This is a genomic window from Pseudonocardia sp., from assembly GCF_050250275.1.
GTDB lineage: Bacteria > Actinomycetota > Actinomycetes > Mycobacteriales > Pseudonocardiaceae > Pseudonocardia.
The window spans coordinates 1-13,585 of record NZ_JBFWOY010000040.1; the positions used below are offsets into that span (position 1 = coordinate 1).

10 protein-coding genes are annotated in these 13,585 nt (G+C 73.1%); 8 read left to right on the forward strand and 2 right to left on the reverse strand.

Annotated features, from left to right (window positions below):
- Positions 1 to 208: 208 nt before the first annotated feature.
- Complete coding sequence (locus tag AB7F12_RS27620) at positions 209 to 1,741, forward strand: amino acid permease (RefSeq protein ID WP_428498479.1); 1,533 nt, start codon at positions 209 to 211, stop codon at positions 1,739 to 1,741.
- On the opposite strand, the gene AB7F12_RS27625 is transcribed toward AB7F12_RS27620, so the two are convergent.
- Together AB7F12_RS27625 and AB7F12_RS27630 are read right to left on the reverse strand one after the other, a co-directional pair.
- Positions 1,738 to 2,871, reverse strand: a complete 1,134-nt coding sequence (locus AB7F12_RS27625) for a YeiH family protein (RefSeq protein ID WP_428498478.1) — start codon at positions 2,869 to 2,871, stop codon at positions 1,738 to 1,740. The two genes, AB7F12_RS27620 and AB7F12_RS27625, sit on opposite strands and share 4 nt — an antisense overlap.
- 166 nt (positions 2,872 to 3,037) lie before the next feature.
- On the reverse strand, positions 3,038 to 4,678 hold the full coding sequence (locus tag AB7F12_RS27630) for a long-chain fatty acid--CoA ligase (RefSeq protein ID WP_428498477.1): 1,641 nt from the start codon (positions 4,676 to 4,678) through the stop codon (positions 3,038 to 3,040).
- Positions 4,679 to 4,855: 177 nt separating this feature from the next.
- On the opposite strand from AB7F12_RS27630, the gene AB7F12_RS27635 reads away from it, so the two are divergent.
- From AB7F12_RS27635 to AB7F12_RS27665, 7 genes are all read left to right on the forward strand, one after another.
- Positions 4,856 to 6,154, forward strand: a complete 1,299-nt coding sequence (locus AB7F12_RS27635) for a glutamate mutase L (RefSeq protein ID WP_428498476.1) — start codon at positions 4,856 to 4,858, stop codon at positions 6,152 to 6,154.
- A gap of 371 nt (positions 6,155 to 6,525) precedes the next feature.
- The gene (gene ahcY, locus AB7F12_RS27640; protein ID WP_428498475.1) at positions 6,526 to 8,034 is read left to right on the forward strand and encodes an adenosylhomocysteinase; all 1,509 of its coding nucleotides are present in this window, start codon (positions 6,526 to 6,528) and stop codon (positions 8,032 to 8,034) included.
- 13 nt (positions 8,035 to 8,047) lie between these two features.
- Positions 8,048 to 8,533 carry an NUDIX hydrolase gene (locus AB7F12_RS27645; RefSeq protein WP_428498474.1) on the forward strand — a complete coding sequence of 162 codons (486 nt, stop codon included), beginning with the start codon at positions 8,048 to 8,050 and terminating at the stop codon, positions 8,531 to 8,533.
- A 9-nt stretch (positions 8,534 to 8,542) separates the two neighbouring features.
- Positions 8,543 to 9,187, forward strand: coding sequence for a dTMP kinase (locus tag AB7F12_RS27650; RefSeq protein WP_428498473.1), 645 nt, complete (start codon positions 8,543 to 8,545; stop codon positions 9,185 to 9,187).
- Between the two features lie 47 nt (positions 9,188 to 9,234).
- Positions 9,235 to 9,912, forward strand: coding sequence for an MtrAB system response regulator MtrA (mtrA, locus tag AB7F12_RS27655; RefSeq protein WP_428498472.1), 678 nt, complete (start codon positions 9,235 to 9,237; stop codon positions 9,910 to 9,912).
- A 16-nt stretch (positions 9,913 to 9,928) separates the two neighbouring features.
- Positions 9,929 to 11,719, forward strand: coding sequence for an MtrAB system histidine kinase MtrB (gene mtrB, locus AB7F12_RS27660; protein ID WP_428498471.1), 1,791 nt, complete (start codon positions 9,929 to 9,931; stop codon positions 11,717 to 11,719).
- Positions 11,716 to 13,473 carry an LpqB family beta-propeller domain-containing protein gene (locus AB7F12_RS27665; protein ID WP_428498470.1) on the forward strand — a complete coding sequence of 586 codons (1,758 nt, stop codon included), beginning with the start codon at positions 11,716 to 11,718 and terminating at the stop codon, positions 13,471 to 13,473. Before mtrB ends, AB7F12_RS27665 begins: the two co-directional genes overlap by 4 nt.
- Positions 13,474 to 13,585: the final 112 nt, after the last annotated feature.

The window sequence follows — 13,585 nt, forward strand, 5'->3', positions numbered from 1 at the left end:
CGAACGACGCCGCGCCCAGGGCAAGACCGACCCCGAGATCCGCCGCTGCCTCAAGCGCTACATCACCCGCCAGCTCTACCGACAGCTCGAACACCCACAAGCGACTTGACGAACCATAGGAGCGTCCGGTGGGTGGGGGCCGGGCCCCGCCGCACACCCTTCGCCAGCGAATGCCGACGGCGGCGTTGCGGCGTACGGTCCCCGTCTCATGACGGCAGAGGACGTGCGGCCCGCGACGCAGCGCAGCGGGGTGTTCCGGACCAAGAGTGTCGAGCAGTCCATGAAGGACACCGACGAGCCGGACAGCAAGCTGCGCAAGGACCTCGGCACCTGGGATCTGATCGTCTTCGGCGTCGCCGTCGTCGTCGGGGCGGGCATCTTCACGATCACCGCGACCACGGCCGGGAATGTCGCGGGGCCGTCGGTGTCGATCGCGTTCGTGATCGCGGCGGTGGCCTGCGGGCTGGCGGCGCTCTGCTACGCGGAGTTCGCGTCCACGGTCCCCGTCGCGGGCAGCGCGTACACGTTCTCCTACGCCACGTTCGGCGAGATCGTGGCGTGGATCATCGGCTGGGACCTCATCCTCGAGCTCGCGGTGGGCAGCGCGGTCGTCTCCAAGAGCTGGTCGAAGTACCTCAACCAGACGTTCGAGCAGTTCGGCCTCGACGTCCCCACACAGTTCTCCCTCGGCGGGTCGTTCACCCTCGACTGGGGCGCGTTGCTGCTCGTCGTCGTCCTGACGACCCTGCTGGCCCTCGGCACCAAGCTGTCGAGCCGGGTCAGCCTCGTGTTCACGACGATCAAGGTCGCCATCGTGCTGCTGGTGATCATCGTCGGCATCGGGTTCGTGAAGGCCTCGAACTACTCCCCGTTCATCCCCCCGGCCGCCCCGGGCGGCGAGGGCGAGAGTGGGCTGACGCAGTCGTTGCTGTCGCTGTTCGGCGGCGCCGGGAGCAGCAACTTCGGCGTGTACGGGCTGCTGGCCGCGGCGTCGGTGGTGTTCTTCGCGTTCATCGGGTTCGACGTCGTCGCCACCACGGCGGAGGAGACCAGGGACCCGCAGAAGTCGCTGCCCCGCGGCATCCTCGGCTCGCTCGCCATCGTGACCGTGCTGTACGTGGCGGTCTCGCTGGTGCTCACCGGCATGGTCAAGTACACCCAGCTCGCCGACCGTCCCGACGGCACGCAGGCCACGCTGGCCACGGCGTTCTCCGAGCTCGGCGTCGACTGGGCGGCGACGGTCATCGCGGTCGGGGCGCTCGCGGGCCTCACGACCGTCGTCATGGTGCTGATGCTGGGCCAGATCCGGATCATCTACGCGATGGGCCGCGACAACCTGCTGCCACGGTCGCTGGCGCGCACCGGCTCGCGCGGCACCCCGACGCGGGCGACCGTCATCGTCGGCGCGCTCGTCGCGGTCGGGGCGACGTTCTTCCCGGCGGGCGACCTCGAGCAGATGGTCAACATCGGCACGCTGTTCGCGTTCGTGCTCGTCGCGATCGGCGTCATCATCCTGCGCCGCACCCGGCCCGACCTGAAGCGCTCGTTCCGCACCCCGCTGGTGCCGCTGGTGCCGATCCTCGCCGTCCTGGCCTGCGTGTGGCTGATGCTCAACCTGTCGGTCGAGACGTGGCTCCGGTTCGTCGTCTGGATGGTCATCGGCGTCGTCGTCTACTTCGTGTACGGGCGTACGCACTCCCGGGTGCGTACGGAGCAGGCGGCCGGGAAGAGCCGGGACTAGAGGGTCCCGGTCAGGACCTGCAGTCCCAGGCTCGCCCCGGCGACCGCCACCCACAGCAGCCCGCCGAGCAGCAGCGGCCGCGCCCCCGCGCCGCGGATCTCGGCGGGCCGCAGGGTCAGCCCGACGCCGGCCAGCGCGACGGTGATCAGAAACGTCCCGATCAGCGACAGCGTCGGGTGCCAGCCGTCGGGGATCAGCCCCAGGGTGTCGAGTGTGGCGGCGGCGAGGAAGCCGATCAGGAACAGCGGCACGACGCGGCGCCACGGCACGTCGCGCAGGTTGCGCTGCCCGCCGCCGGCTGCCCGGGCGGAGCGGTGTGCCGTCCAGATCGCCAGTGCCAGCACGATCGGCACCAGCAGGAGCGTGCGGGTCAGCTTCACGACGATCGCGTACGAGGACGCGTCCCCGCCGTAGGACACCGCCGACGCCACGACCGACGACGTGTCGTTGACGGCCGTGCCCGCCCACAGGCCGAACGCCTGGTCGCTCATGCCCATGAGGTGGCCGAGCGCGGGGAAGGTGAGGACGGCGACGACGTTGAAGACGAAGATCGTGCCCAGGGCGTAGGCGATCTCGTGGCGCTTCGCGTCGATGACCGCGGTGGTGGCGGCGATGGCGGACGCCCCGCAGATGCCGGTGCCGACGGAGATCAGGATCCGCGTCCCGCCGCCGACGCCGAGTGCCCGGCCGAGCAGCCAGCCGCCGACCAGCGCGACGGCCAGCGTCCCGAGCATGACCGGCAACGAGCCCGCGCCGACCTGCACGACCTGCTGCAGCGAGAGCCCGGTGCCGAGTACCACGATCGACAGCTGGAGTACGGGCTTGGCGGCGACGCCGATGCCCGGGACGAGGCGGTCACCCGGCTTGATCAGGACGCCGGCCGCGGCGCCGAGGACGATCGCGAACACGGGTCCGCCGACGACCGGCACGAGCCGCCCGAGTCCCGTCGCGACCAGCGCGACCGCGACGGCCAGTGCGAGGCCGGGGGCGACCCGGCGACCCTTGCGCCCGGCCCCGGCGAGCCAGGCCGGCCTCGGCAGGTGCCATGTGCCCTCGGAGTGGTTCGCCCAGGTGCTCATCCGCCCCCCGATGCCGACGATGTCGGTGTCCGTACCGAGGGCGTCCGTCATGTAAGACGCCCGGCAGTAAATGTATGGACATTAGCGCACGACAGGCTGATCCGCCCGCCGCCGGGGACGGTTCATCGGGGGAGGACCGTGACGCCGCCGGGCGCACACGACGACGGCCCGCGTCGCGAGGTGCGACACGGGCCGTCGGTCGAGGGGGTGGAGTGGGTCAGGCCTTACCGTCGGGCGCGTCGATCCGATAGCCGGAGAACTTGTCGCGCAACGTCTTCTTCGAGAACTTGCCCACCGACGTCTTGGGCACCTCGTCGATGAGCTCGACGGCGTCGGGCAGCCACCACTTCGCCACCCGCGGCTCCAGGAAGGCGACGAGCTCGTCCTTGGTCACCGACTGCCCCGGCTTCACCACGATGCACGCCAGCGGCCGCTCCACCCACTTCTCGTGCGGGATCGCGATGACCGCGGCCTCCGCGACCGCCGGATGGGCCATGATCTCGTTCTCCAGCTCGACCGACGAGATCCACTCGCCACCGGACTTGATCAGGTCCTTCGTGCGGTCGACGAGCCGGAAGCTGCCGTAGCGGTCGACGCTCGCGACGTCGCCGGTGCGCAGCCAGCCGTCCTCGGTGAACTGGGCACCGCCACCCTCGCCGCGGTAGTACTCCGACGCGATCCACGGCCCCGCGGCCTGGACCTCACCGGTCGCGGTGTCGTCCCAGGGCTGCTCCTCGCCGGTCTCGGGGTCGACGATCCGCAGCTCGACCAGCGGAACCGGGTGGCCCTGCCGGGCGCGCATGTCGGCGCGGCCGTCCTCGTCGAGCTCGTCGTGGTGCGAGCGGGAGGTGCCCGTGGTGGCGATGGGGCTGGTCTCGGTCATGCCCCAGGCCTGGAACATGGGGACGCCGATCGCCTCGCGGTAGGCCTCCGACAGCGAGCGCGGCACCGCCGAGCCACCGCACAGGATGGTCCGCAGCGACGACAGGTCGTGGTCGGCGAGCTTGGGAAGTGCACCCATCCAGATGGTGGGGACGCCGCCGGTGACGGTCACCTTCTCCGACGCCAGGAGCTCCAGGATCGCGTCCGGGGTCATGTTGGGACCGGGGAAGACGGCGTCGGCGCCGGCCATCAGGACGCCGTAGGGCAGCCCCCAGGCGTTGGCGTGGAACATCGGCACCACCGGCATGACGACGTCGCGCTCGGACAGCGCCGGCCCGTCGGTGGTGAGGGTGAAGAACGAGTGCAGCACCGACGAGCGGTGCGAGTACACGACACCCTTCGGGTTGCCCGTGGTGCCGGACGTGTAGCACATGGCCGCCGCGGTGTTCTCGTCGTCGACGCGGAAACGGCCCTCGAACGGCGCGGACGCCGCGAGGAGCTCCTCGTAGTCGAGGAAACGCTCGTCGTCGGGGACCGCGTGGTCGGCGCCGTCGTCGATGACGATGTAGCGCCGCACCGTGGGCATCTTGTCGATCAGCGGCAGCAGCAGCGGCAGCAGCGACCGGTCGACGAAGACGACCTCGTCCTCGGCGTGCTCGGCGATGTAGACCAGCTGCTCGGGGAACAGCCGGATGTTGAGGGTGTGCAGGACCCGGCCCGTGCACGGCGCCGCCAGGTACAGCTCGAGGTGGCGCGCGGTGTTCCAGCAGAAGGTGCCGACCCGGCCGTCGGCGCTCACTCCCAGGGTGTCGAGGGCGGTGGCGAGCCGGCGCACCCGGACCGCCCAGTCGGCGATCGTCGTGCGGGTGCGCCCGGTGACGGTGGCGGTCACGATCGTCTTGTGCCCGAACAGCTGCTCGGCCCGGTGGAAGACGTGGGGCAGGGAGAGCGGCCTGTCCTGCATGAGCCCGCGCATGGAACCTCCTGACGGCGCATCCGGCGGCCTCGACGCCGCCGTGGGCCGAACGTTACCGGCTCCGCCGCAGCGACCACGGGTCGTTCGGCCCCGGCGGGCTCCCAGCATGTGGACGGCCCCGGGAAGTCGGTGTCGCCCGGGGTGCCGGGGCCGCAACGGTCGGTAGGCTCGTCCGCCATGACCCGGGACCGCCCCGCCGGCGCCGCCGTGTGCCTCGACGTGGGCTCGACCTGGACCAAGGCGGTCCTCGTCCGCGCCGACGGAACCATCCAGGGTTTCGCCGAGCACCCGACCACGACCGGTGACGTGCTCGCAGGCGTCGACGCGGCCGTCGGGGCGGTCACCGCGGCCACCCGGGTCGACGGCGAGGCCGAGGTACTGGCCGCGTCGTCGGCGGGGGGTGGCCTGCGGCTGGCGGTGATCGGCACCGACGCCCTCACCACGTCCGACGCCGGGCACCACGTCGCGCGGACCGTCGGGTCGCGGGTCGTCCACGTGCACGCCGGGCCGCTCGCCGCCGAGGACGTCCGCACCGTGCGCGGGAGCCGGCCCGGGGCCCTGCTGCTCATGGGCGGCGCCGACGGCGACGACCCCTCGGTGCTGCTGCACAACGCCGGGCGCCTCGCCCGGGCCAGGGTCCGCTACCCGATCGTGCTCGCGGGCAACACCGAGGCCCGCGACGACGCGATGGCCCTGCTCCGCGGCACCGGCCGCACCGTCGTGGCCTGCGACAACGTGGCCCCGGCGATCGGCACCGTCGTGGCCGGGCCGGCGCGGCAGGCGGTCGCGGACGTCTTCGCCGGGCACGTGCTCGGCGACCGCGGACCCGCCGCCGCACCCCGGTTCCGCCGGCTCGTCCGGTCCACGACACTCGACGCCGTCGCCCGCGGCGCCGCCGAGATCGCCCGGATCACCGGGTCGCGGGTGCTGCTCGTCGACGTCGGCTGCGCCACCACCGACGTGCACGCCGCCACCCCCGACGGCGGGCTGCACCGCACCGTCGAGGGCGACCTGGGGCTGCGGTCCGCCGCCGCGGGCGTGCTCACCGAAGGGCAGGCCGAAGGGCTCGTCGACCCCATCGAGGCCGACCTGCTGGCACCCGCCGTCGAGCGGATGGCCGCCGAGCCCGGCTGGATCCCGCGCGACGCGGGCGGCGCCGCCGAGGACCGGCGGATCGCCGCGCTCGCCGCGGCCGTCGCCGTCCGGCGCCACCTCGCGTCCGTGCCTGCGTCCGGGGACCCCGAGAGCCGGCCGGGGGTCGTCGTCCTGTCCGGTGGGGTGTTCCGGCAGCGCGAGGGTGACGCGCTGCGGTCGGTGGTGTCGACGCTGAGGTTCGACCCCGTGCTGGCGCCGGTCCTCGCCGACGCGCGGGTCGTCGTCGACAACGACGTCGTCCTCGCCGCGGCGGGGCTGCTCGCCGCCCACGACCGCGAGGTGGCGGCCGAGGCACTGCTGCAGGACCACCTGCTGGACTGAGCGCCCCTCACCGGGGCGGCGGCGCCCCCAGTTGCACTACGACCCGCTCGTGAGCGCCGTCACACGCCCGACCTGCGAGTCCGCACCACGGGAACGCGAGTTGACACCGGCCGCACCCGGCGACGAAAGTGGAAGGCGCGATCGCTGTGTCGGGGTCGAGGGGCGCTGCGACGGACGATGTCCGCCACGCTCGACCACCGGGCCATTGCTGAACGAAGGGCGCCTCACTCGTCGGAGGAGGCCGCCCACATGTCGTCCCTTCTGCGCGGCCTCCCCGTCGCGGCGTCGCCGGTCGCCACCACGCCGCCCCCACCGCACCATGACGGAACACCGCCGCGCGCACGCGGCCCACGAGGAGGACTGACCACCCGATGAGCGTGACCGACACGACGACCGACCCCGGAGCCCGGCGCCAGGAGCGCAACGGCCTGGAGTTCGCCGTCGCCGATCTGGAGCTTGCCGACTTCGGGCGCAAGGAGCTCCGGCTCGCCGAGCACGAGATGCCGGGTCTCATGGCGCTGCGCCGTGAGTACGCCGAGGCGCAGCCGCTGCGCGGCGCCCGCATCGCCGGCTCCCTGCACATGACCGTGCAGACCGCGGTGCTGATCGAGACCCTGACCGCACTGGGCGCCGACGTCCGCTGGGTCAGCTGCAACATCTTCTCCACCCAGGACCACGCCGCCGCCGCGACCGTCGTCGGCCCGCACGGCACCGTCGAGGCGCCCACCGGCGTCCCCGTCTTCGCCTGGAAGGGCGAGACGCTCGAGGAGTACTGGTGGTGCACGGAGCAGCTGTTCAAGTTCCGTGACGACAACGGCCAGGTCGTCGGCCCGAACATGATCCTCGACGACGGCGGCGACGCCACCCTGCTCGTGCACAAGGGCGTCGAGTTCGAGAAGACCGGCGTCGTCCCGACCGTCGAGAAGGACGACCTCACGGTCGCCGACGAGTTCCGGATCATCCTCGACACGCTGCGCCGCAGCCTGGCCGCCGACGGCCAGTACTGGACGCGCGTCGCGTCCGACATCCGCGGCGTCACCGAGGAGACCACCACCGGCGTCCACCGGCTCTACCAGCTCGCCGAGCAGGAGCTGCTGCTGTTCCCGGCGATCAACGTCAACGACTCCGTCACCAAGAGCAAGTTCGACAACAAGTACGGCATCCGCCACTCGCTCATCGACGGGCTCAACCGCGGCACCGACGTCCTCATCGGCGGCAAGGTCGCCGTCGTCGCCGGCTACGGCGACGTGGGCAAGGGTTCGGCGGAGGCGCTGGCCGGGCAGGGCGCCCGCGTCATCGTCGCCGAGGTCGACCCGATCTGCGCCCTGCAGGCGCTGCTCGAAGGCTTCCAGGTCGCGCGCCTGGAGGACGTCATCGGCCGGGCCGACATCGTCATCACCACGACGGGCAACAAGGACATCGTCACCGTCGAGCTGCTCAAGAAGATGAAGCACCAGGCGATCCTGGGCAACGTCGGGCACTTCGACAACGAGATCGACATGGCCGGGCTCGGCCGCATCCCGGGCATCAAGAAGGTCAACATCAAGCCGCAGGTCGACGAGTGGGTCTTCCCCGACGGCCACACCATCCTCGTGCTGTCCGAGGGCCGGCTGATGAACCTGGGCAACGCGACCGGCCACCCGTCGTTCGTGATGAGCAACAGCTTCGCCAACCAGGTCATCGCGCAGATCGAGCTGTACACCAAGCACGAGGAGTACAACAAGGACGTCTACCGGCTGCCGAAGATCCTCGACGAGAAGGTCGCGAAGATCCACGTCGAGGCGCTCGGCGGGGAGCTGACGAAGCTCACGAAGGACCAGGCCGAGTACATCGGTGTCGACGTCGAGGGCCCCTTCAAGCCCGAGCACTACCGCTACTGATCGGCGCCCCGAGGTGACCGCCGGGGTCGCGCCCACCACGTCGGGCGACGGCTGGACCTACTGCGCCCAGGGCCACAAGCACTGGGGGATCCACGGTGCGGCCGGCCTGCTCGCCCGTCATCGCGACCCCGGTGGCACCGAATGGGTGCTGCTGCAGCACCGCGCCGCCTGGAGCCACCACGGCGGCACCTGGGGCATCCCCGGCGGGGCCCGTGACCTCGGCGAGTCCGCCGAGGACGCGGCCCGCCGGGAGGTCACGGAGGAATCCGACCTCGACGTCACCGACGTCCGCGCCGCGGGCGAGTTCGTCGACGACCACGGCGGCTGGACCTACACCACCGTCGCCCTGTGGCTGCCCGCGATGGCGGCCGTCGCGGTCCGCGGGGCCGAGAGCGTGGAGTTCGCCTGGGCCCCCGTCCCGGATCTCGGCGAGATGTCCCTGCACCCCGGGTTCGCCGCGAGCTGGCCCGCGGTCAGGTCGGTCGGGGCCGCCGGATAGGTTCCGCCCGTGGGGCGGCTGGTCGTGATCGAAGGGCTCGACGGGGCCGGCAAGCGGACGTTGACCGACGGGTTGTGTGCCGCGCTGGCCGCGCAGGGTACGTCGACGGCCCGGCTCGCGTTCCCCCGCTACGACGACGACGTGCACGCCGAGCTGGCACGCGACGCCCTCTACGGGCGCCTCGGCGACCTGTCGGACTCCGTCCACGGCATGGCCGTGCTGTTCGCCCTCGACCGGCGCGCCGCGATCCCCGAGCTCCGTGAGCTGCTCGCGGCCGTCGACGTCGTGATCGTCGATCGCTACGTCGCGTCCAACGCCGCCTACAACGCCGCGCGGCTGCACCAGGACGCGGCCGGTGAGGTCGTCGGATGGGTGCGGGAGCTGGAGATCGAGCGGTTCGGCCTGCCGGTGCCCGACCTGCAGCTCCTCCTGCAGGTGCCGCCGGAGGTCGCCGCCGAGCGGGCGGTCGGCCGCGCGCGCACCGAGACCGGCCGCCACCGCGACCGCTACGAGTCCGACGACGACCTGCAGGCCCGCACGGGCGCCGTCTACGCCCGGCTCGCCGCCGCGTCGTGGCTGTCGGAGTGGGTGGTCGTCGACGGCACCACCCATGTCGACACCGCCGCCCTCGCCGCCCGCATCACCCGGGCGTGAGTCGAGCCCCTCACCGGCGTGTCGCACGGTGATGGGATGCTGCGCGCATGAAGTCGCGCGTTCTGGTGGTCGACGACGACCCGGCACTGGCCGAGATGCTGACCATCGTTCTGCGCGGGGAGGGCTTCGACACCGCCGTCGTGGGCGACGGGACGAAGGCACTGCCCGCCGTCCGCGAGCTGCGCCCCGACGTCGTGCTGCTCGACCTGATGCTGCCCGGCATGAACGGCATCGACGTGTGCCGCGCCATCCGGTCGGAGTCCGGGGTGCCGATCGTGATGCTCACGGCCAAGAGCGACACCGTCGACATCGTGCTCGGGCTGGAGTCCGGCGCCGACGACTACGTCGTGAAGCCGTTCAAGCCCAAGGAGCTCGTCGCCCGCATCCGTGCCCGCGTGCGCCGCGTGGAGAACGAGCCCGCCGAGCAGCTCTCCATCGGCGACGTCGACATCGACGTCCCCGCCCACCAGGTCACCCGCGGCGGGGTGCCCATCGCGCTGACGCCGCTGGAGTTCGACCTGCTCGTGTCGCTGGCCCGCAAACCGCGGCAGGTGTTCACCCGCGAGGTCCTGCTCGAACAGGTGTGGGGCTACCGGCACGCCGCCGACACCCGCCTGGTCAACGTGCACGTCCAGCGCCTGCGCTCCAAGGTGGAGCGCGACCCCGAGCACCCCGAGGTCGTCCTGACGGTGCGCGGCGTCGGGTACAAGGCCGGCCCGCCGTGACGGCCCGGCCCCGGCTGTGGGACTGATCGACGGCGCCCGCGCCACCGGCAGGATGCTGGGCAGGGCCGGGCGCAGGATCGGGCGCACGGGCCCCGGACAACGGGTCGGTGCGGTCGTCCACGCCACCGTCCTGGGGGTCGTCGAGGTCCGCAACGCCTTCGCCGCGGCCTGGCGGAGCTCGCTGCAGCTGCGTGTCGCCGTGTCGACGCTCGCCCTGTCGACCGCGGTCGTCCTTGTCCTCGGCCTCGTGCTGCAGACCCAGATCGCCGACCGCCTCGTCCAGGGCAAGTTCGACGCCGCCGTCGCCCAGACCGAGGCTGCCCGCGGCGTGCTGGAACGCGACCTCGCCGGGGTCGACCCCGACCGTGAGGGCGCGCAGTCGACGTTGACCAACGCGCTCGAGCAGCTCACCAACTCCAGCATCGCCGACCAGCCCGGATCGCCCACCGCCGGTGAGTTCCGGGCGGTGCTGACGACCGGTGACACCCCCGGCGCGTCCGGGGCACCGGTGTCGGCGGGCACCGTCGCCGACATCCCCGCCGACATGGCCGCCGCCGTCACCGCGGGCGGGCTCGCGCGCAAGTACGTCACCGTCGGGGAGACGCCGACCCTGATCATCGGCCAGCCGGTCACCACCGCGGGCCGCGACCTGCAGTTCTACCTGCTCTTCCCGCTCGATGCCGAGAAGCGCACGCTCGGGCTCGTGCAGTCCACGCTCATCGTCTCCGGGCTGGTGCTGATCATCCTGCTCGCGGCCATCACGAGCCTGGTGACGCGGCAGGTCGTGCGGCCCGTGCGGCAGGCCGCCGAGGTCGCCGAACGGTTCGCCGACGGGCACCTCGACGAGCGCATGCCGGTCCGCGGCGACGACGAGATGGCCCGCCTCGGCGAGTCCTACAACGAGATGGCCTCCAGCATCCAGAGCCAGATCCGCCAGCTCGAGGAGTTCGGCGCCCTGCAGCGCCGCTTCACCTCCGACGTGTCCCACGAGCTGCGCACCCCGCTCACGACGGTCCGGATGGCCGCCGACGTCCTGTACGCGTCCCGCGACGAGCTCCTGCCCGCCCTGCGGCGCAGCTCCGAGCTGCTCGTCAACGAGCTGGACCGCTTCGAGGCCCTGCTCGCCGACCTCCTCGAGATCAGCCGTCTCGACGCCGGGGTCGCCGAGCTCGGCGCCGAACGCCTCGACATGCACGGTGTCGTGTCGAGGGCGGTCGAGGCCGTCCGCGGGCTCGCGGAGGAGAGCGGCACCCCGCTCGTGCTCGACCTGCCGACGGATGTGATGGCCGAGGTCGACTCCCGGCGCGTCGAGCGGATCGTGCGCAACCTCGTCGCCAACGCGCTCGACCACGGTGAGGGCCGCCCGGTCGAGGTGACCCTGCGCGGCGACGCGGTCGGTGTCGCCGTCGCCGTGCGCGACCACGGTGTCGGGCTGCGGCCCGGTGAGGCCGGGCTGGTGTTCAACCGGTTCTGGCGGGCCGAGGAGTCGCGGGCGCGGCGCAGCGGCGGCAGCGGCCTGGGGCTGTCGATCAGCCTGGAGGACGCGCGGCTGCACGGCGGCTGGCTGCAGGCATGGGGCACCCCCGGGCAGGGCTCGACGTTCCGGCTCACGCTGCCCCGCGAGGTCGGGGGCAAGCTCGTGTCGAGCCCGCTGCCGCTGGGCCCGGAGGGGACGAGGCCGGTCGAGACCAACTCCGTGCCGACCCCGCCGCTCGGGACGCCCATCAGCCAGTTGCGCGACGCGGCCGCCGACGCCGCCAGCGTCCACGGCGCCCCGCCCGCCTCCCGCCCGGGGGTCCACCGATGAGCCCCGGCTGCGAGCCGGGGGCCGGCCGTCGCGCGCGGGCCGTGCTGGTCGTGCTGCTCGCCGTCCTCGCGGTGGCCGCGGCCGGGTGCGCGACCGTTCCGGGTGACTCCTCGGTCCAGGTCCTGCGCAAGGTCAGCGACGGCCAGGCCCCGCCCGCGCCGCCCGGCCCGGTCGACGGCACCAACCCGCTCGACCTCGTCCGCGGGTTCGTCTACGCCTCCGGCAGCAGCGCCGACCGGCACGGCGCCGCCCGCCGGTTCCTCGCGCCCGAGGCCGGCACCTGGGACGACGGCTCGTCGGTCACGGTGCTCGACGAGCAGTTCGGCACCGTGCCCGTCGCGACCGGCACCGACACCACGACCGTGCGGATCCGCGGTACCCGGATCGGCACGCTCACGACGTCGGGGGCGTTCGAGCCCGACGAGGCCCCCGTCGAGGCCGACGTCACCGTCGTGCGCCGCGACGGCCAGTGGCGCATCTCCGCCCTCCCGCCGGGGGTGTTCGTCCGGCTGTCGGACCTGCGGTCGAACTACCGCTCGATCAAGGTGTTCTTCGTCGATCCCGTCCGCTCGACGGTCGTGCCCGACCTGCGCTACCTCCCGGCCGTCCCGGCGAAGGCCCAGGCGGCGCGGGCGGTCGACATGCTGCTCGACGGACCGTCCCCGGCGCTGGCCGGCGCGGTCGCGAGCCGGCTGCCCGGGACGGCCTCGCTGACCTCGAACGTCACCGAGGCCGCCGACGGTGGGCTCGTCGTCGACCTGACCGGCGTCGGCACCCTCGACGACGCCGGGCGCCGGTTGCTGGCCGCCCAGGTCGTGCTGACGCTGTCCGAGGTCAACGTCTCGCGCGTCCGGCTGTTGATCGACGGCTCCCCGGTCCTGCCCGCGACGCCCGACATCACCCGCGCCGCGGTCGCCTCGACCGCCGCCGACGCCGCCGACGCCGGTGCCCCGCAACAGCCGCCGCTGGTGGCGGCGGGTGGGCGCGTGCGCAAGCTGGGTGGCGACGACCCGGGTGGTGTCGTCGCGGGCCAGACGGGCAACGGCGCCTTCGACATCGCGTCGGCCGCGATCACGGTCGACGGCCGCCACCAGGCGGTCGCGTCCCGCGAGGGTGCCCGCAGCCGGCTGATCGTCGGCGAGGGCGACCTGCCGCTGCAGGCCACCGATGTCACGGGCAGCGTCCTGACCCGGCCGACGTGGGCGCCCGGCGGGACCGAGGTCTGGACGGTCGCCGACGGGACGACGGTCGCGCGGGTCGTGACCGACCCGGGTGTGCCCCCGCGGCGGGCCCAGGTCGACGCGTCGGCGCTCACCGCCGAGGGCGGGGCGATCACCTCCTTCCGGATGTCGCGCGACGGAATGCGTGTCGCCGCGGTCGTGGGCGGGCGGGTCGTGACCGCTTCGGTCGCGCGGGCGGCCGACGGGTCGGTGACGTTGCGGGGTGTGCGGCTGCTGCGTCCCGGCGAGCTCGGCGACGCCGTCGCGGTCGACTGGCGGTCGACCGACACGGTCGTCGTCGTGGGCGCACGCAGCGACCGGGCGGTGTCGCTGGTGTCGGCCGACGGGCTCGCGCTCGACTCGGTGTCGGGCAGCAACCTGACTCCGCCGTTGCGGGCGGTGGCGGCCGCTCCCAACCGGCCGTTGCTCGTGGTGGACCAGGGTGGGGTGTGGAGCTTCTCGGGCGGGCAGCTCGACACCTGGCGCCTGGTGGCGGGCGGGATGCCCGACGCGATGCCCTTCTATCCGGGCTGATCAGTTGTGCCCGGTCCGTTGTACCGGCCGGCGCGCCCGGCCGGGGGAGTTGTCCACAGGGCCACCGGGGTGAGCGCGCGCTTGTGGACAACTCGGGCCCGCGGGGGCCGGG